We start from the raw sequence: 18,783 nt of genomic DNA, 5'->3' as shown, positions 1-18,783 counted from the left end.
AATCTTTACTTTTGGCCGGACATCAGGGCGATGAACTTGTCGAACAGTTCAAGGATGTCGTGCGGACCCGGGCTGGCTTCGGGGTGACCCTGGAAGCAGAAGGCCGGGCGGTCGGTGAGCTCGAAGCCCTGCAGCGTGCCGTCGAACAGCGAGACGTGCGTCACGCGCGCGTTGGCCGGCAGGCTGGCCGCGTCGACCGCGAAACCGTGGTTCTGGCTGGTGATGAACACGCGCTTGGACTGGAGGTCCTGCACGGGGTGGTTGGCGCCATGGTGGCCGGTCTTCATCTTGAGCGTCTTGCCGCCCAGCGCCAGGCCCATGATCTGGTGGCCCAGGCAGATGCCGAACACCGGCAGCTTCTTGTCCAGGAAGGCGCGCGTGGCCTCGATGGCGTAATCGCAGGGCTCGGGGTCGCCGGGGCCGTTGGACAGGAACACGCCGTCGGGGTTGAGCTTGAGGACTTCCTCGGCGCTGGTCTGGGCCGGCACCACCGTCAGGCGGCAGCCGCGGTCGGCCAGCAGGCGCAGGATGTTGGTCTTGATGCCGAAGTCGTAGGCCACGACGTGGAACTTGGACTGGTCGGGCTTGGAGAAGCCCTCGCCCAGCTGCCAGGTGCCTTCGGTCCATTCGGCGCGATCCTTGAGCGACACCACCTTGGCCAGGTCCTGGCCGGCCATGCCGGCAAAGCCGCGGGCCAGTTCGACGGCGCGCTCGGCGTCGGTGCCGACGAAGATGCAGGCGCCCTGGGCGCCCTTTTCACGCAGGATGCGGGTGAGCTTGCGGGTGTCGATGCCGGAAATGGCGACGACGCCTTGCTCGGAGAGGTACTCAGGCAACGATTGCGTGGAACGGAAGTTCGACACGCGGGCGGGACAGTCACGGACCACCAGGCCGGCGGCAAAGACGCGCTTGGCTTCCACGTCTTCGGCGTTGACGCCGGTATTGCCGATGTGCGGATAGGTCAGCGTGACGATCTGGCCGCTATAGCTGGGATCGGTGAGAATTTCCTGGTACCCGGTCATCGCGGTGTTGAACACCACTTCGGCAACGGTATGCCCAGGCGCACCGATCGACACGCCTCGAAAAATGGTACCGTCCGCCAGAGCCAGAATTGCAGGAGGGAAGCGGTTGATCCCCTCGGGAAAGAGTTGCGGCAGCACAGTAAACCCCGGTTTTAGAATCGATAATCAAACCTTCGGATTATACCTTGAGCGGCCGTTTTTCTCGGGGAACCGCGCCAAATAAGGCCGGAAACGGGGTTTTGGGCTGTTTTTCCGCGTCCCGCCGCCCCCCTCCACCGTCCGGCCGGCAGCGCGCCTGCGGCCTCAGTGATACGCTAGGACACCTTCAACCCTAGCCTGCAGCGAGCCGTACCGTCCATGTCCAGCCAACTTGACGCCCTGCGCAACCACACCACCGTCGTCGCCGACACGGGGGATTTCGAAGCGATGAAGGCGTTGCGTCCGACCGACGCCACCACAAACCCGTCCCTGATTCTCAAGGCCGTCCAGCAGGACGCCTACCGCCCCCTGCTGGAAAAGACCGCGCGCGAACACCGCAGCGCGCCCACCGCCGAACTGATGGACCGCCTGTTGGTGGCCTTCGGCCGCGCCATCCTGGACATCGTGCCCGGCCGCGTATCGACCGAGGTGGATGCCCGCCTGTCCTTTGACACCCGCGCCACCATCGAGCGCGCCCGCAGCCTGATCGCCCTGTACGAAGCCGCCGGCGTGCCGCGCGAGCGCGTGCTGATCAAGATCGCCTCGACCTGGGAAGGCATCCAGGCCGCCCGCGCCCTGCAATCGGAAGGCGTGCGCTGCAACCTGACCCTGCTGTTCTCGCTGCCGCAGGCCGTGGCCTGCGCCGATGCCCGCGTGCAGCTGATCTCGCCTTTCGTCGGCCGCATCTACGACTGGCACAAGAAGTCCGCCGGCGCCAGCTGGGTCGAGGCCGACAATGCCGGCGCGCGCGACCCCGGCGTGCTGTCCGTCACGCGGATCTACCAGTACTACAAGCACTTCGACATCCCCACCGAAATCATGGGCGCGAGCTTCCGCAACGTGGGCCAGATCCTGGCTTTGTCGGGCTGCGACCTGCTGACCATCAGCCCCGAGCTGCTGACCAAGCTGGCCGGCACCGAGGGCGACGCGCCCGCGCAATTGCGCGCCGACGACGTGCCCGCCAACCTCGCCCGCATCGGCGCGGACGAAGTCACCTTCCGCACCCTGCTCAACGAGGACGCGATGGCCAGCGAGAAGCTGTCGGAGGGCATCCGCCTGTTCGTGGCGGACGCGGTCAAGCTGGATACGTTGATCGAGGCGCAACGCGCCTGATCAGGGCGGGCGCCGCGGCGCCCGCGCAGGCAAGGGAATGCGCGGCCCGCAGCCGCGCGCCTGCCTCAACGATGATCGTGAGAGTGCACCTGCAGCGCTTCCAGGAAGCGCGACACCATGTTGTAGGCCGCCACCGTCGCGGTCAGCTCCACGATGAGCTTTTCGGAACCCATCGCCGCCTTCGCCGCCTGGAACACGGGTTCCGGCACCTGCACCTGGCGCGTCATGGCGTCGGTATAGGCCAGCACCGCCCTTTCGCGTTCATCGAACAGGTCTGACGCCGCCCAGTCATTCAGCGCGTCCAGCTGCGCCTGCGAAACGCCTTCTTTCAGCGCGATCGGCGCGTGCTGGTCAGCCTCGTAGGGCGCGCCGTTGATGGCCGCCACGCGCATGATGACCAGCTCGCGCAGATCGCCCGGCAAGGTGCTGAGCTGGCGGATCGAGGTCAGGTAATTGAGCCAACCGCCCGCCACCGCGGGACTGTGCAGCAGCATCTGGTACAGGTGCAGGACGCTGCCGCGTTCGGCGACGATGCGGTCGACCAGGGGCTTGGCTTCGGGATGGGTCAGGTCGGCGTAGGGGAGACGGGCCATGGAAAACTCCGGTCAGATCTTTTCGGTTTCGCCGGACCTGGGCTGCCATTTCATCAGCCGCTTTTCGCCCATGCCGACGATGGCGTCCAGCACCAGCGCAAAAGCCGTGAGCACGATGATGCCCGCGAACACGGTGTTGACGTCGAACGTGCCTTCGGCCTGCAGGATCAGATAGCCCACGCCGCTGGCAGAGCCCAGATACTCGCCCACCACCGCGCCCACGAAGGCCAGGCCCACCGAAGTATGCAGGCTGGAGAACACCCAGCTGGTGGCAGACGGCAGGTACACGTGACGCAACAGCTGGCGGCGGCGCGCGCCCAGCATCCTGGCGTTGTCCAGCAAGGTGGGACTGACTTCGCGCACGCCCTGGTAGACGTTGAAGAACACGATGAAGAACACCAGCGTCACGGCCAGCGCCACCTTGGACCAGATGCCCAGGCCGAACCACATGCCGAAGATGGGCGCCAGGATGACGCGCGGCATCGAGTTGGCGGCTTTGATGTAGGGATCGAGAATCGCGCTTGCGCCGGGCGACAGGCCCAGCCACAGACCGAAGGCCAGGCCGGCGATGGTGCCGATGAAAAACGCCAGCACGGTCTCGGTCAGCGTCACGCCCAGGTGGGTATAGATGTCCGCATTGGTGACGAACCAGGCCCAGATGCGGCCCCACACCTTCAAGGGTTCGCCGAAGAAGAAGGCCACCTTGGGATCGCGCGACGCGAAGTGCCAAACGAGCAGAATGATGACGAGCAGCAGCAACTGCCAGAAGCGCAGGCTGGCCGAACCGGGTTTGATCAAAGACTTCGACATCTCACCACTCCAGGGCGCTTGCACGCCTCGTTCTGCTTAGACAGCAGGCATACGCCAAGCCCGGCCGCCGCGGATCCGGCTTCGCCGGTCCGCCTGCGGCGCCCCCTTGAGGGGGAAGCGCCAAAGGCGCTTCGGGGGTGGGCCTCATCTTTAGGCTCGCTTCTGTTGGGCGTAGCCCTTTAGGACTTCCTCGCGCAACACGCCCCAGATGGCGGAGTGCAGCTCCACGAAGCGCGGATGCGTGCGCACTTCGGCCACGTCGCGCGGACGCGGCAGGTCGATGGCGAATTCACCGATGGGGTGCGTGCCCGGCCCGGCCGACAGCACCACCACGCGATCGCTCATGGCGATGGCCTCGTCCAGGTCGTGCGTGATGAAGAGCACGGCCTTGCGCTTGGCCATCCACAGGTCCAGGACCTCGTTCTCCATGAGCTGGCGCGTCTGGATATCCAGCGCCGAGAACGGCTCGTCCATCAGGATGATGTCGGGATCGCGGATCAGCGTCTGCGCCAGCATCGTGCGTTTGCGCATGCCGCCGGACATCTGGTGCGGATAGCGGCTTTCGAAGCCGCCCAGGCCCACGCGGCGCATCCATTCGCGGCCGCGCTCCAGCGCCTGCTGCCGAGGCACGCCGGCAAAGTCCAGGCCCGCCACCACGTTGTCCAGCGCGCTGCGCCAGGGCAGCAGGGCCTCGCCCTGGAACATGTAGCCGGCGCGCTCATTGATGCCGGATAGCGGCTGTCCGAACACCTTCACGCTGCCCGAGGACGGCGCCAACAGGCCGGCGCTGACGTTGAGCAGGGTGGACTTGCCGCATCCGGTCGGGCCCACCACCGACACGAACTCCCCTGGCGCGATGGCCAGGGTCGTGTCGCTGACGGCGGTGTAGCGCTGCGAGCGGTCGTCGCGGGAGACAAAGGTGCAGCTGATGCTTTCCAGCGACAGCGCAGCTTCAGCCATTGGGGTACTTCTCGTTGGCGCGGCGCGCGTAGTCGTTGGTCCAGACCTTGGACGGGTCGATCTTGGAACCGTCAAAGTCCGCCTGGTAGGCGGCCAGCGCCTTGAGCGCGGTGGCCGCGCCATCCTCGGGGATCAGGCCGTCCGGCGACAGGCCTTCCAGGCTCTTGGCGATGGCGGCCTTGTAGACGGCCGGATCGCCCAGCAGATAGGTTTCCGGCACGACCTTGGCGATTTCGTCGGCGCCAGCCTTCTGGATCCACTTGTCGGCGCGCACCAGCGCATTGGCCAGGGCCTGGGTGGTGTTGGGGTTGGCATCGAGGAAGGCTTGCGGGGCATACAGGCAGCCCGCCGGCATGTTGCCGCCGAAGATTTCCTTGGTGTCCTTGAGCGTGCGCGTGTCGACGATGATCTGGATGTCGCCCGGCATTTCCAGCATCGACACCACGGGGTCGGTGTTGGAGATGGCGTCGATCTGGCCGCTGCGCAGCGCGGTCACGGCGCCCGCGCCGGCGCCTACGCCGATGATGGACACGTCCGAGGCCTTCAGGCCGTGCTTGGCCAGGAAGAAGCTGACCACCATGTTGGTGGACGAACCCGGCGCGGTCACGCCGATCTTCTTGCCCTTCAGGTCGGCGGCGCTCTTGTAGTTGGGCAGGTTCTTCTTGGACACGCCCACGCCTATCATCGGCGCGCGGCCCTGCAGCACGAAGGCGCGATAGGCCTGGCCCTTGGACTGCATGGACAAGGTGTGCTCGAACGCGCCCGACACGATGTCGGCGCTGCCGCCCACCACGGCCTGCAGGGCCTTGGAGCCACCCGCGAAGTCGGCGATGCTGACGTCCAGCCCTTCGTCCTTGAAGTAGCCGCGGGCTTCCGCGATGGACAGGGGGAGATAGTAGATCAGCGGCTTGCCGCCGACTGCGATCTGGACCTTGGTCTTCTCCAGCTTCTGCGCGCGCACGATGGCGGGCGCCATGCCCATGACGCCGGCGGCGCCGGCCATCTTGAGCAGATCACGGCGAGTGACTGACATGTGCTTGTCTCCTAGTTGTCGGGCAGACCGATAGCGCCGGTCTTTGCCAGCTCTTCTATAGCCGCTGAATCATACCCCAGCGATTTCAGGACTTCCTCGGTATGTTCCCCTAATACGGGGCCCACCCAGCGCGTCTCGCCAGGCGTCTCCGACAGCTTGGGCACGACGGCCGGCAGCTTGACCGGCGTGCCGTCCGGGAAGCGGTGCTGCTCTATCATGCGGCGCGCCAGGAACTGCGGATCGCTGAACATGTCGGCCACGCTGTAGATCTTGCCCACCGGCACGTCCGCGCCCTTCAGTGCGCCCAGCGCCTCTTCGATGCCGCGCGCGCCGCACCATTGCTGGATGGCGCCGTCGATCTCGTCGACGCGTTTGGCGCGGCCGTCGTTGCGCACCAGTCCCGGATCCGTGGCCAGGTCGTCGCGGCCGATGGCGCGCATCAGCCGATGGAAGATCGCGTCGCCGTTGCCGGCGATGACGATGTTCTGCCCATCGCGGGTGGTGTAGGTATTCGAAGGCACGATGCCGGGCAGCGCGCCGCCGGTGCGCTCGCGCACCACGCCGGCCACGTCGTACTCGGGCACCAGGCTTTCCATCATGTTGAACACGGCCTCGTACAGCGCCACGTCCACCATCTGGCCCTGCCCCGCCTGGCACTCCGCGCCCTGCTTGCCGTTCCAGCGCCCGCCGGTGGCGTCGCGGTGCCGCAGCGCCATCATCGCGCCGATCACGCCGTGCAGCGCGGCGATCGAATCGCCGATGGAGATGCCCACGCGCAGGGGCGGCCGGTCGGGATGGCCCGACACGTAACGCAGCCCGCCCATGGATTCGCCGATGGCGCCGAAACCCGGCTGGTCCTTCATGGGTCCGGTCTGCCCATAGCCGGACAGGCGCACCATGATGAGCGCGGGGTTGATCGCGCGCAGCTGCTCGTAGCCCAGGCCCCACTTTTCCAGCACGCCAGGCCGGTAGTTCTCGACCACCACGTCGGCGTCCAGCGCCAGCTTGCGGGCGATGTCGCGTGCGCGCGGATCTTTCAGGTTGAGAGCGATGGATTGCTTGTTGCGGGCCTGCACCGTCCACCAGAGAGAGTTGCCCTCGCGCAGATGGCGCCAGCTGCGGATGGGATCGCCGCCGCCCGTGCCGTCAGGCCCGTGGGGCGTTTCCACCTTGATGACGTCGGCGCCGAATTCGCCGAAGATGCGCGCGGCGAACGGGCCGGCAATGAGCGTGCCGAGTTCCAGGACCTTCAGTCCGGTCAGCGCTGACATGGTTTGTCTACCTCACTGTTTTGCCGTTGCCGATACATTGCCGGCAAGGCGTTCTGGTACTACTGCGGAATCAGGTGGTCTTGCGCTCCATCAGGGCCCAGGCGATGGTGCCGGCGTCGACGTATTCCAGCTCGCTGCCGGCGGGCACGCCGCGCGCCAGCCGCGTGACCCGCAGGCCGCGCTCGCCCAGCGCTTCGCCCAGGAAGTGGGCGGTGGTTTCGCCTTCGGCGGTGAAGTTGGTGGCCAGGATGACCTCCTGCACCACGCCGTCGGTCGCGCGCTTGATCACCCGCTCGAAATCCAGCTCGCGCGGACCGATCCCTTCGAGCGGCGCGACGCGGCCCATCAGCACGTAATACAGGCCGCGATAGCCGTGGCTGGACTCGATCATGTTCTGATCGGCCGGCGTCTCGACGATGCACAGCAGCGAGGGATCGCGCTTGGGATTGACGCAGGTGCCGCAGACTTCCTCTTCCGAGAAGCTGTTGCAGCGGGCGCAATGCTTCAGGTCCCGCACGGCACCCGCCAACGCCTGCCCCAGCATGTCCGCGCCTTGCGGGTCATGCTGCAGCAGGTGATAGGCCATGCGCCGGGCAGAGCGCACGCCCACGCCGGGCAGGCGCCGCAGCGCCTCGATCAGCGAGACGAGCGGCTCGGGTTCAGGCAGTAGCGGGTCCATTGCGGCCTTGGGGCTGCGTTCAGAACGGCAGCTTCATGCCCGGGGGCAGCGGCATGCCGGCGGTGACCGAGGCCATCTTTTCCTGCGAGGTGGCTTCGGCCTTGCGCAGCGCGTCGTTGAACGCGGCGGCGACCAGGTCTTCCAGCATGTCCTTGTCGTCGCCCAGCAGCGACGGATCGATGGCCACGCGCTTGACGTCGTGGCGGCAGGTCATGGTGACCTTGACCAGGCCGCCGCCGGAGGCGCCTTCGACCTGGATGTCGGCCAGCGCGTCCTGCGCCTTCTTCATGTTTTCCTGCATTTGCTGCGCCTGGCGCATCAGGCCGGCCAGTTGTCCTTTCATCATGATCGATGCTTCCTTGAACGAGGGGAATGAGAGATGGCCGCCGCTTCAGGCAGCGGCGGCCGGGGAATCGACGTGGCGGATCGAGCCGGCGACGACCTGGCCGCCGAAATCGGCGACGAGCGCCTGTACGAACGGGTCGACCGCGACCGCCTCTTCGGCGGCCTGCTGGCGGGCGGCGCGTTCGGCCTGGGCCACGGCATGCGCCGTCGCCTCGCCCGTCACGCCGACCTCGACGTCCAGCCGTATGCCCTGGCCGAAATGTTCGCACAACACCGTCTGCAGACGGACGCGGCTTTCGCTTTCGGCCAGCGTCTTGACGGCCACGCGCAGGATGACGGCATCGCCCTGCACGCCGGCCCATGCGCTCTGGCGCGCCAGTTCCGCCGCCAGGCCGGTGACCGGCAGGCGGGCGGCCAGCTCGGGCCAGGTTTCCGACGTCATGTCCGTCAGGCGGGCGCGCGACGACTGCCGCTTGCGCGCGGGCGCCGGACCTTCGCGGCGGGCCGCGGGGGGCGGCGCGGCCGAAGGCGCGCTGGCCAGGGTTTCGAAATCATCGTCGTCGGGGTCCGACGTAAAACCGTTGTCCGGTGCGAAGCCGCCTTCGGCTTCGAACGGGATTTCTTCGTCGACCCAGGCGGGCGGGCCGTCGCCGTCATCGGCTTGCGGCGCGGGCGCGATGGCTGCGGCGGTGGCAGGCGTGACGGCCAGCGCAGCCGAGCCGGCGGTCTTGCCTGCTTCGGCTTCAGACACCGCCGGCGCAGCGGCCGGCAGGTCTTCCCAAGGCGGCACGCTGCCTGGCTGAACGGCTTGCGGAGCTTGTTCCGGCGCAACCGGTTCGGGTTCCGCAGCGGCCGGAGCCGGTTCGGACGCCTGCGCGACGGCTGCAGGCGCGGCGGGTTCGACCGGCTCGGATGCCTGCGCGGCCACGGGCGGCGCGGGCATCGCGGCGGCGGGGGCGAGCTGCGCGGCGGGCGCCGCAACCGGTGCGGCTGCGGCAGCCATCTGAACGGCTGCGGGTGCGGGCTGGGGCTGCGCCGCGGCGGGCGCAGGCGCGGCGACTGCCGCCGGCGCTGCGGCCGCATCGGCCGTCTGGCGGGCCGGCGCGGCGGGCGCTTCGAGCGCGGTCTGCGGGCCGGCGTCGCCATTGAGCGCCAGCATGCGCAGGCAGGCCATGATGAAACCCGCGTATTCGTCGGGCGCCAGGGTCAGTTCGCTGCGGCTGTGCACCGCCACGGAATAGAACAGTTGCACGGCGTCCGGGTGCAAGGCCAGCGCCAGCCGGGCGATATCGCCGGCCAGCGGATCCTCGGCGGGCGTCACGCCGCGCACGCGCTGCTCGATGGCCACGCGCGACAGCAGCACGGCCAGGTCGGCCAAGGCGCCGGCATAGGACAGGCCGCGGATGGCCAGTTCATCCGCCACCGCCAGCACGCCCTTGGCGTCGCCGGCGGACAGCGCATCCAGCAGGCGCACCAGATGCCGCTGGTCGATGGTGCCGAGCATGCCGCGCACGGCGTCCTCGGTCAGGTTGCCGGCGCTATAGGCGATGGCCTGGTCGGTCAGCGACAGCGCGTCGCGCATGGAGCCCGCGGCCGCCTGCCCGATCAGCCGCAGGGCCGGCACGTCGAAGCCCACCGCTTCCTGGCCGAGCACGGCCTGCAGGTGGCCGACGATGGAGTCGGCCGGCATCTGTTTCAGATTGAACTGCAGGCAGCGCGACAGCACCGTCACCGGAATCTTCTGCGGGTCGGTGGTCGCGAGGATGAATTTGACGTGCGGCGGCGGCTCTTCCAGCGTCTTGAGCATGGCGTTGAACGCATGCCCGGTCAGCATGTGGACTTCGTCGATCATGTAGACCTTGAAGCGCCCCGCTCCCGGCGCGTACACCGCCTGTTCCAGCAGCTGCGTCATTTCCTCGACGCCGCGGTTCGAAGCCGCATCCAGTTCGAGGTAGTCGACGAAACGTCCGGCATCGATCTCCGTGCAGGCGCGACAGACGCCGCAAGGCTTGGAGGTGATGCCGGTTTCGCAGTTGAGCGACTTCGCCAGGATGCGCGACAGCGTGGTCTTGCCGACGCCGCGGGTTCCCGTGAACAGCCAGGCGTGATGCAGGCGTTGGGTGTCGAGCGCATGCGTCAGCGCGCGCACCACGTGATCCTGTCCCACGAGGGTATCGAACGATCTCGGCCGCCACTTGCGGGCCAGTACCAGATAAGTCATGGGTGGATTGTAGAGCCTGTTTCGCAAGCTGGCCCGAAATGGCCGGTCCAGCTGCCGGGGTTCGGCGCGGCGCATGGCATCCATGCTCCGCGCGGCCTGAAACGCAAAGGGGACGGGCTTATTCCCGTGGAACGTATCCTTGGAAAATAACCCCGTCCCCCTTGAAAGCGACGACATCATGGATAGTCATGACGCGTTGCTTTGAAGAATCCGGTTGGCGAGCCTTACTCCGGCACTGACCCTAAACGACTATGGCTGCTTCGTTCCCGACCTGACCAGGTTCACCGCCGAACCATGCGGAGGGGCCCGCCAGCCGAGATTCTAGCAGAGCTGCGCTTCGCTTGCTTGCTAGCATCTCGGCCGGCGGGCCCCAGGGGGCAGTATGTGGGCCCCCTCCCCAGCCCTCCCCCCGAGGGGGAGGGGGTTGGGACGTCGCTTCGCTGGTCCTTTTGGCTCGCTTCGCTTTGCCTTGCTGGGGTTGTTGCGCGGCGCTTTGCTTGCTTGATGCCCACCCTGAACTACCCGGTTGTGTTGCCTCTGTCGACTTCCCTTCAACTATTCCTTCAAGTCGATCCAGGCGTGTGCTCTTGGGAAGTAGAGGGCGGCGCGGGCGGTGCGGCCGTCCAGGGCGGTGACTTGGGCGCAGTAGCGCAGCAGTTGGTCGCCGTGGCGTTGACGCATGCGGGCGGCGAAGGCGGTGGGGAGTTCGCCGGGGTGCGGGCGGCCGGTTTTGTAGTCGACGATGAGCCAGCCGTCCTCGGTGCTGAGGGCCAGGTCGATGACGGATACCTTGCCGGCGGCGTCGATCAGGGGCCATTCGCGGCGGGCGCCGGATTGGGACAGCAGCCACAGGCCCCGCTCGTCGGCGAGGGTGGCTTGCAGGGTTTCGAGCACGGCTTCGGAGGCGGCGTCGGCCTGACTGGCCGGGATGCCTGCCCGCGTCAGCTGGCGCCGCATGGCGGGCAGGCGTTCGGCCAGCGCGTCGGCGGACCAGGCCTGCACGCCGTCCTGGCCGATGCGCGCCAGCCAGGCATGCGACAAGGTGCCGATGGCGGCGTCGTAGCCGGCCTCCAATTGCCAGGCGGGATGTTCGCCGCCATCGCCCCAGGCGCCGCGCGCCGGGGCGCCGAAGCCGGGACTGACCGCTACGTCCGCCACCCGCGCCAGTTGAGCCAGGCCGGCGCGGTCCACGCGCCGCAAGGGTTCGCCTTGCCACTCGGGGCCGTCGGCCTCCTGCACTACCGCTGCGCCATCCAACGATGGCGGCGTCGGTATGGCCAGGCAAGGCCACAAGCGGCCCAGCAGGCTGGCGGAGGACGGCGTCTTGACCTGGCCGCTGGCTTCGTCCACCGACACGTGGCCCACGAGGTGCAGGCGCTTGCGCGCCCGCGTCGCGGCCACGTACAGCAGGCGGTCGATTTCGTAGGAGGCGCGGCGCGCCTCGCGTGCGCCCAGGTAGCGCGACAGGGGATCTGCCTCGGTTTCGGCGCGCGGCTTGACCGGGCCGAACAGCACGCGGCCGCCGCTCTGCTCAAAGCGCACCAGCGGCGCCTGGTCGCCGCGCGGCGCGCGGTGCAGGCCGTACAGGATGACGGTTTCGAACTGCAGGCCCTTGGACTTGTGCATGGTCATGATTTCGACCGCGCCCGTGTCTTCGTCCGCCGCGTCCGGCGCCGCGAACAAGCGCGCGATGCCGGTGTCCAGCGCCGCGACGTCGATGGCGCCGTGCGGCGCCAGGCGCTCGACCAGTTGGAACAGGCTTTCCGCGTCGTTGGCGACAGAGAGGCCGGCATACAGAGCCGGGCCGCCCAGGCGGCGCCACAACGACTCCACCCAGGCCGCGAAAGGCATGGCGCCCGAGGCATTGCGCTTGTCGAGCAGGATGCCCGCCACCTGACGCAAGCGCTCGAACTCGTCGGCGCCAAGCACGCTCTGCGCCGACGGCGTGTCCGGCGCTTCGGGCGCCGCATCGAACAATGAGCCCTGCGGCGCGTTGGCCGAGGCCACCGGCATGGTCTGCGGCGGGATCCGCAACGCGCGTTCCAGCAGCACCGGAACCGGCGTGATGTGGTCGTCGCCGAACAGGCGCTGCAAAGAGGTCAGCGTCAAGCCGCAGTACGGCGCGCGCAGCACCGACAGCCAGGCCAGACGATCGCCGGCGTGCGACAAGGCCCGCACCAGCTGCACCAGGTCCGCGACCACCGGCCGCAGGGCCAGCGGCACCAGGTCCACTGCGCGGCAGCGTATGCCTTCCTGCGCCAGGCGGCGGGTCAGGTTGCCCAGATGGCTGCGCGCCCGCACCAGCACGGCGACGGGGTGCTTGGCGCCCATGTGGTCGATCAGCGCCTGGCGCACCAGGTCCACCGCAATGTCTTCGGCCTGGGTTTCCGCGGAAGCCGCACCCTCGCGCGACCAGGCCGGGTGAAAACGCACGGCGGGTTCCGGCAGCGCTTCATGGAAAGCGGTGGACGGGCTGTAGGCGATGGCGCCCGCCGCCGCGTCGCTGCGCCGGGGCAGCAATTGCGCAAACGACTGGTTGACCCATTCGACAATACCCGCCTGCGAGCGGAAGTTGTCGGTGAGGTTGAGAAAGTCCGGCTGCAGTTCGCCCACGCCGATGTCGGCGACTTCCAGGAACAGACCCACTTCCGCCTTGCGGAAACGGTAGATGGACTGCATCGGATCGCCCACCAGGAACAGGCTGCGGCCGTCGCCCTGCTGCCAGCCCGAGGTCAGCGTGCGCAGCAGGTCCAGCTGGGTCTGGCTGGTGTCCTGGAATTCGTCGATGAGCAGATGGCGGATCGAGGCGTCCAGCTTCAGCAGCAGTTCGCCCGGATCGTCGGCGCTGCCCAGCGCGGCCGCGGCGCGCTGCGCGATTTCGATGAAATCGACCTCGCCCGTATCGGCAAAGCGCAGCCGCAATTGCGCCACCGCCAGCGCCAGCGTCATCAGCTGCGCGCCCAGCACTTCCCATTGCGCATCGGTGAAATGCGGCGCGGGCACGTCCCGCACCGCATGCAGGCGGCGCACCCAGACTGCATCCGGGTCGGCGGCTTCCAGCCACGCCACGAACGGTTCCTTGTGCGCGCACTTGGCGGGAAAGCCCTGGTTCTTGTTGACGGTCTTGCGCAAGGTGCCGGTGCCTGTCAGCAGCAGATGCGCCACGGCTTGCCAGAGTTCCAACGCTTCGGCGTCAGGCGGCGGCTCTTCCGTCCAGTCCAGCAAGGCCAGCAGCTTGTTTTCCGCCTCTCCATCCTGCAGATTGGCGGCAGCCAGACGCGCCGGGCCGCACAGCGCGTCGGCCCAGCCATAGGGCATGGCCTCGCTGAGCGCGTCCAGGTCTTCGCCGATGGCCTCGGCCAGCATGGCTTCCATGCCCTCGCGGTCGGAGCCGTGGCGCAGCAGCGGCAGCCACTGGTCGCGTTGGCCCAGCATGTCGGCGATGGCTTCCTTGGCAGCCTGCACGTCCACGTCCAAATGCTTGAGCAGGATGCGCACGGCCTCATAGTCGTCGGCAAGGTCCAGGGTGGCGCGCGCCGCCGCCTCGTAGTGGGTGCGCGCATCGTCCGTGATCTCGGGCATGCCGCCCAGCTCCGACAGCCATGGCATGCTGCGCACCAGGCCCGCGCAGAACGAGTCGATGGTGCGGATGGCCAGCCGCGCGGGATGATCCAGCAGATGCCAGCCCTGCTCGTCGTTGCGCGCCAGCGCGGCGCGCGCGAGTTGCCAGCTGCGGCGCTCGTGCATGGCTTCCGGCGGCGCGTCCAGTCCGCGGCGCAGCTTGCTCAGCACGCGCGCATGCATCTCGGACGCGGCCTTGCGCGTGAAGGTGATGGCGACGATTTCTTCCGGACGATTCACCGTGGCCAGCAGCGCCAGGATGCGGTCCGTCAGCAGCTCGGTCTTGCCGGAGCCAGCCGGCGCCTGCACCAGGAACGAAAGGGTCGGATCCAGCGCGTCGGCGCGCGCCATGTGGTCGTGCGGCAAGCGTTCTTGTTCAGCCATGGCTCATGCGTCCTCGTCGTCCAGATGCAAACGCAGGAACGGCAGTGCATCGCAATATTTCAGGTCATCGCGGCGATACGCGACGTTGGCCGCGTAGCCCGCGGCGTACTCGTCGGCCAGCGCTTCGATGGCCGTGCGCCAGCGCTGCCGGATATCCGGCCAGGACAGCCCGTCGAAGTACTTGCTGTCGCTGGCCAGCGTGACGCCGGGCACGCCCAGGTCTTCGTCGGCCAGGCCCTGCGCGGCGACCTGCCGCGCATGGATCTGCGCCAGCACCAGGCCCGCCACTTCGCCGCCCGCGGCGTCCGCCAGCACCGAGGCATAGAACGGCAGCTGCACGTTCACGGGGCGGCTGCGCGACCAGTCCGGTTCGGGCTTGGCCGCCGCCACGCCGGTCTTGTAGTCGACGATGACGTTGCGGCCATCGCCGAGGGTGTCGATGCGGTCCAGCCGCAGCTTCAGGTTGAGCGCGCCGCGCTGCCATTGATGGTTCTTTTCCACCTGGGCCACCGCGAAAGGCAGGCGCTGCGCTTCCATGTCCAGCCAGGACGCCAGCACGACCTGGGCGCGCTGGCATTCCAGCGTGCGCAAGGCGGGCGCGTAATCCTTCAGTTCCTCGTCCGCGGCTTGCGCCACCGCCTGTTCCAGCAAGGCAGGCAGGCGGCCCTCGGCCATGACTTCGTGCAGTGCGTCCTGGTCGGGCATCATGCCCCACACCAGTTCCAGCGCCTTGTGCAGAAACTGGCCGCGCACGTTGACCGTGGCCGCATCCGCATAGGGCGCCATTTCGCGGCCGCCCAGGCGATGCCGCACGAAGGCCCACAGCGGATTGCGCGCCTGCGTGTCCAGCACGTCCAGGCCGCCGCCGCCGCGATTGCCGGCCGCCAACGCGGGTCCTTGCGCATCGTCCAGCGATTCCTGCGGCAAGGCCGGCAGCGCTTGCGCCGAGGCGGGCGCCCAGTCCGTCAGCGCTGCCGCCGCGATCAGCGGCGACGGACGCAGCTCGCGCTCGCCGTCCATGTGCGCATGGCTGACGATGATCTCGGGCGCGCAACGGCACAACGCCGCGTACATGCCCTCGGCCCATTCGCGTTCGCGCTCGGGCGTGGCGCGCGGCGCCTTGGCCTGGCGCAACACGGCCAGCGGCAACAGCGGATTGGGCTTGGGCGAGGCCGGCAACACGTCGTCGGTCAAGCCCAACACCCAGACGCCGTCCCAATAGCCGCCCTCGGCTTCCAGCAAACCCAGCACGTCCAGGCGCGCCTGCGGATCGCGTTGCGGCTGAAACGAGGCGGAACGCGCCACGCTTTCCAGCAGGTTCACGGCGGCCACGCCGCCCAGGCGCCCGGCGGCCGGCGCCAGCGCCGAAAAACTGCCCAGCGCATCGCCCAACGCCCCCATCACCTGATAGCCAACGCTGTCCAGCACGCCTTCGCCGGGAAAGCCCAACGCCATCAGCGCGGCCTTCATGCGCAACATCCACACGTCGCAAGTGGCCTGGCGGCCGCCCTGCGTCCAGATTTCCATGGCCTGATTCCAGGCCTGCGCCAACGCGGGCAGGTCCGCCAGCAGCTTGCGCCAATCCTGCGGTGTGACGTGCAGCTGGGCTTGGCGACGCCAGCGCGCGTCGATCGAGGCCAGCCGAGCGCGGTCGCGCACGTCGCCCGCGCAATGCCCGCCCAGCAGGGCCGCGCCCAGCACCTCGACGCCGCAGCCCTTGCCCGGCGCGCATTCGGCCAGGGCGCGCAACCAGGCAAGCGCGGCGCGCGCCATCGGCCATTCGTTCAACGGACGTCCCACGGCCACGTTGAAGGCGTACGCGGCTTCGCCGCCGCGCCCGGCCAGGGCCTGGCTCAACACCCGCCGCGCGAAAGGCGATTCCGCCTCCAGCTGGGGCGAGACGATGGCGTAGCGGCCCTGCGGATGCGCCTCCAGGCGCTCGGCCGCCCAGGCCGCGGCGGCGCGCCACTCCGCGCCTTGATCCGCAGCCTCGAATCTGCGCGCCGGCGTTTCAACGCGCTGCGCGTCGCGCCACTGCGCGACGGCCGCGCCCTGCTCTTCAAACGCCTGCAAGAGCCGACGAAAGCGCGGCGACATATCCGTGAATCCGGCCAGCACCAGTTGGCGCGGCACGGGCAGGCGTCCGTCCTCCAGCGCCCGCAGCACGCGCGCGTAGCCCTGGTTGGCGTCCTCGGCGTCGATGCCGGCCAGCGCCTGACGGTAACGCACCCGCCATTTCGCAAAGCCGCGATATTCGTCGGTATCCGCGCCCGAAGGCACATGCAGTTGCCATTCGTCCATCAGCAGGTCCGCGTCCATCGACAAACGCGCGGCCTGGCTCGCATCCAGCAGCACGCGCTCGGCTTCTTCAGCGCGGATCGCCTCGGTCCACACCAGCTGCGTGGCGAAACTGTCCAGCCGATAGGCAGGCACATCGCCATCCGTCTCGAATGCGAGTTCATTGGCGGCATCGGCCAGCCAGGCGGACAGCGGCAATATGCGCGGCAATTCGCTGACCTGGCGTTCCTGGCGCAGCAGGCCCGCCAGCTCCAGCGTGAGCCGGCGCGACAGGCGGTTGTTCACCGTCAGCACCAGCGTATCGGCGGCAGGCATGCCGCCGATGTCCGGCAGCGATAGATCGGGATAGGAGGGCGATGAGTCCTGCATGGGCATCCGTGGCGCCCGCCCGCGGGCGGCGCGCGATGAGGGAAGAAATACCGCCGTAGGATACCGCGAGGCCGAGCGGAAGAAGCGCCTAGAAGCCGCAGAGCGCAGCCAGGTTTTCCCAGTGGATCTGCATTTCCGGCGTGGTGTAGCCCCAGAACGCCAGGCCCAGGACTACAACCAGGGCCAGCGCGCCAGCCGCGCGCCAACCGCGATGGCGGCGGGCGGCGGATGCGGAGCGAGTCGCAGGGTTCATGGACGTCTCAGGCCGTGGCCGGCTGGGCAACCGGCTGCTCGCGCACCGGCAGGCACAGCAGCGCCGCGATAATGGCCAGCGCCACGCCCAGCCACCAGACGGCATCGTAGTTGCCGGTCTTGGCGTAGGCATATCCACCCAGCCACACGCCGATGAAACTGCCCAGCTGGTGTCCCAGGAAGACGATGCCGGACAGCGTGGCCGCATAGCGCAGGCCGTAGATCTGGCCGATCAGGCCCTGCGTGAGCGGCACGGTCCCCAGCCAGAACAAGCCCATCCACGCGGCGAAGGCGTACAGCACCCAAGGCGACAGCGGCATCCAGAGCAACAGCAGGATGCCGAAGGCGCGCATGCCGTACACCACGGCGAGGAGCCGCTTCTTACTGTACTTGCCGCCCAGCTTGCCGGCATAGAACGAACCCAGGACGTTGAACAGGCCGATCAGCGCAATGGCGGTCGCGCCCTGCCCCGCGCTCAGGCCGCCGTCCGTGACATAGGCGGGCAGGTGCAGCGTGATGAAGGCGGTGTGGAAGCCGCAGACGAAATAGCTCCAGAACAGGAAATGGAACGAGGGGTGGCGCACCGCCTGCTTGACCGCCGAGGCCAGCGACTGCTGCGGCCCGGTATGGGCTTGCGGACGTCCGCGCAGGAAATACGCCAGGGGCGCGCCGCAAGCGACGAACAGCGACAGCACCCACAATGCGCCCGGCCAGTCCAGGCCGCTGATCAGCACCTGTCCCGTGGGCACCACGGCGAACTGTCCCAGGGAGCCGCCAGCGCTGGCGATGCCCATCGCCGTGCTGCGGTAGGCGGGCGGCACCGCGCGCGCCACCACGGGCAGGATCACCGGAAAGGTCGTGCCGGCCTGTCCCAGCCCGACCAGCACGCCGGCGGTCAGATAGAGCGTGGCTTCATCGGTGGCGAAGCGCGTGCCTATCATGCCCAGCATGTACAGCACCGCGCCCAGGGCGATGGTGCGGCCCGAACCGTAGCGGTCGGCCAGGATGCCCATGAAGATACAGGCCACGCCCCACACCAGGTTCTGCAGCGCGAAGGCCATGGAGAACACTTCGCGTCCCCAGCCCTGCGCCAGCCCCATCGGCTGCATGAAAAGCCCGAAGGTGGCGCGCACCCCCATCGCGAGTAGCACCACCAGCGTGCCCACGATCAGGGTACGGGTGAAATTCGTATCGGTTTGGTTAGACATGAAACCCGTTTTTCGTTGTTTTGGTTCGCCGCCCCCTCCACGGGACGGTCCGGCGCGCAGCGCAGGACCCGGACATCATATACAAATAGCCTCCGCGCTCCGGCAATAGCCCCGTTGAGCGCCGGGTCCGGCGGGCCGGGTTGCGGACAGCGGATTTGGGGCTTGCGCCGCCTGCTGATAGACTTGCGTCCTGCGCCGAAGCCCGTGCCCCCAGTGATAAACTCAGGGCCGAAAGATTCGTAGCGATATCAAGGCCTTAGCAAGCAAACGCGGTCACTCGACCGGCCTTGCCGCCTGATCAGCAATAGTCTCGCCGTAGTTAAATGGATATAACCGGCCCCTCCTAAGGGTCAATTGGTGGTTCGATTCCACCCGGCGAGGCCATCTCTGGCGTCGGTTCCGACGC

Annotated in this window: 14 protein-coding genes, 1 tRNA gene and 1 other RNA gene; 2 read left to right on the top strand and 14 right to left on the bottom strand. The window is 68.2% G+C overall.

Translation table 11 applies throughout. The annotated features are described in order from the left end of the window. Positions 1-5: 5 nt before the first annotated feature. Positions 6-1,160, bottom strand: a complete 1,155-nt coding sequence (gene carA / locus NGK62_RS26855; protein WP_059380170.1) for a glutamine-hydrolyzing carbamoyl-phosphate synthase small subunit — start codon at positions 1,158-1,160, stop codon at positions 6-8. Positions 1,161-1,379: 219 nt separating this feature from the next. Between carA and tal the strand changes: the two genes are divergently transcribed. Next, positions 1,380-2,333, top strand: a complete 954-nt coding sequence (tal, locus tag NGK62_RS26850) for a transaldolase (protein WP_251881155.1) — start codon at positions 1,380-1,382, stop codon at positions 2,331-2,333. 65 nt (positions 2,334-2,398) lie between these two features. Here the strand turns inward: tal and NGK62_RS26845 are convergent, their stop codons facing one another. The 13 genes from NGK62_RS26845 to NGK62_RS26785 all read right to left on the bottom strand — a co-directional run bounded on the left by NGK62_RS26845 (position 2,399) and on the right by NGK62_RS26785 (position 18,377). After that, complete coding sequence (locus NGK62_RS26845; RefSeq protein ID WP_251881153.1) at positions 2,399-2,926, bottom strand: carboxymuconolactone decarboxylase family protein; 528 nt, start codon at positions 2,924-2,926, stop codon at positions 2,399-2,401. Positions 2,927-2,938: 12 nt separating this feature from the next. Continuing rightward, positions 2,939-3,736 (bottom strand): ABC transporter permease, encoded by a 798-nt coding sequence (locus tag NGK62_RS26840; protein WP_059380173.1) that lies wholly within the window; start codon positions 3,734-3,736, stop codon positions 2,939-2,941. A gap of 150 nt (positions 3,737-3,886) precedes the next feature. Then, the gene (locus NGK62_RS26835) at positions 3,887-4,696 is read right to left on the bottom strand and encodes an ABC transporter ATP-binding protein (RefSeq protein WP_059380174.1); all 810 of its coding nucleotides are present in this window, start codon (positions 4,694-4,696) and stop codon (positions 3,887-3,889) included. Beyond that, positions 4,689-5,729 carry an ABC transporter substrate-binding protein gene (locus NGK62_RS26830; protein ID WP_054451384.1) on the bottom strand — a complete coding sequence of 347 codons (1,041 nt, stop codon included), beginning with the start codon at positions 5,727-5,729 and terminating at the stop codon, positions 4,689-4,691. The genes NGK62_RS26835 and NGK62_RS26830 overlap by 8 nt, the downstream gene beginning before the upstream one ends. 11 nt (positions 5,730-5,740) lie before the next feature. After that, on the bottom strand, positions 5,741-7,000 hold the full coding sequence (locus NGK62_RS26825; RefSeq protein WP_059380175.1) for a CaiB/BaiF CoA transferase family protein: 1,260 nt from the start codon (positions 6,998-7,000) through the stop codon (positions 5,741-5,743). Between the two features lie 70 nt (positions 7,001-7,070). Beyond that, positions 7,071-7,679 carry a recombination mediator RecR gene (recR, locus tag NGK62_RS26820; RefSeq protein ID WP_059380176.1) on the bottom strand — a complete coding sequence of 203 codons (609 nt, stop codon included), beginning with the start codon at positions 7,677-7,679 and terminating at the stop codon, positions 7,071-7,073. A gap of 19 nt (positions 7,680-7,698) precedes the next feature. Beyond that, entirely contained in the window at positions 7,699-8,025 is a 327-nt protein-coding gene (locus NGK62_RS26815; protein ID WP_013395612.1) for a YbaB/EbfC family nucleoid-associated protein, read from the bottom strand. Between the two features lie 45 nt (positions 8,026-8,070). After that, positions 8,071-10,245, bottom strand: coding sequence for a DNA polymerase III subunit gamma/tau (locus NGK62_RS26810; protein ID WP_251881151.1), 2,175 nt, complete (start codon positions 10,243-10,245; stop codon positions 8,071-8,073). A gap of 213 nt (positions 10,246-10,458) precedes the next feature. After that, positions 10,459-10,556: signal recognition particle sRNA small type (ffs, locus tag NGK62_RS26805), an RNA gene on the bottom strand. 244 nt (positions 10,557-10,800) lie between these two features. Next, positions 10,801-14,250 (bottom strand): UvrD-helicase domain-containing protein, encoded by a 3,450-nt coding sequence (locus tag NGK62_RS26800; protein WP_251881150.1) that lies wholly within the window; start codon positions 14,248-14,250, stop codon positions 10,801-10,803. A gap of 3 nt (positions 14,251-14,253) precedes the next feature. Continuing rightward, on the bottom strand, positions 14,254-16,917 hold the full coding sequence (locus NGK62_RS26795) for a PD-(D/E)XK nuclease family protein (protein WP_251881148.1): 2,664 nt from the start codon (positions 16,915-16,917) through the stop codon (positions 14,254-14,256). A gap of 88 nt (positions 16,918-17,005) precedes the next feature. Further along, positions 17,006-17,170: a hypothetical protein gene (locus NGK62_RS26790; RefSeq protein ID WP_251881146.1), complete on the bottom strand. Its 165-nt coding sequence runs from the start codon at positions 17,168-17,170 to the stop codon at positions 17,006-17,008. Positions 17,171-17,177: 7 nt separating this feature from the next. After that, positions 17,178-18,377, bottom strand: coding sequence for an MFS transporter (locus NGK62_RS26785; RefSeq protein WP_059380180.1), 1,200 nt, complete (start codon positions 18,375-18,377; stop codon positions 17,178-17,180). Between the two features lie 309 nt (positions 18,378-18,686). Between NGK62_RS26785 and NGK62_RS26780 the strand changes: the two genes are divergently transcribed. Beyond that, positions 18,687-18,761 (top strand) — tRNA-Arg (locus NGK62_RS26780). Positions 18,762-18,783 lie beyond the last annotated feature (22 nt).

The sequence above is a fragment of the Achromobacter sp. Marseille-Q4954 genome (assembly GCF_943737025.1).
Classification (GTDB): domain Bacteria; phylum Pseudomonadota; class Gammaproteobacteria; order Burkholderiales; family Burkholderiaceae_B; genus Achromobacter; species Achromobacter bronchisepticus_A.
This window is presented reverse-complemented; position numbering and strand designations above follow the sequence as displayed.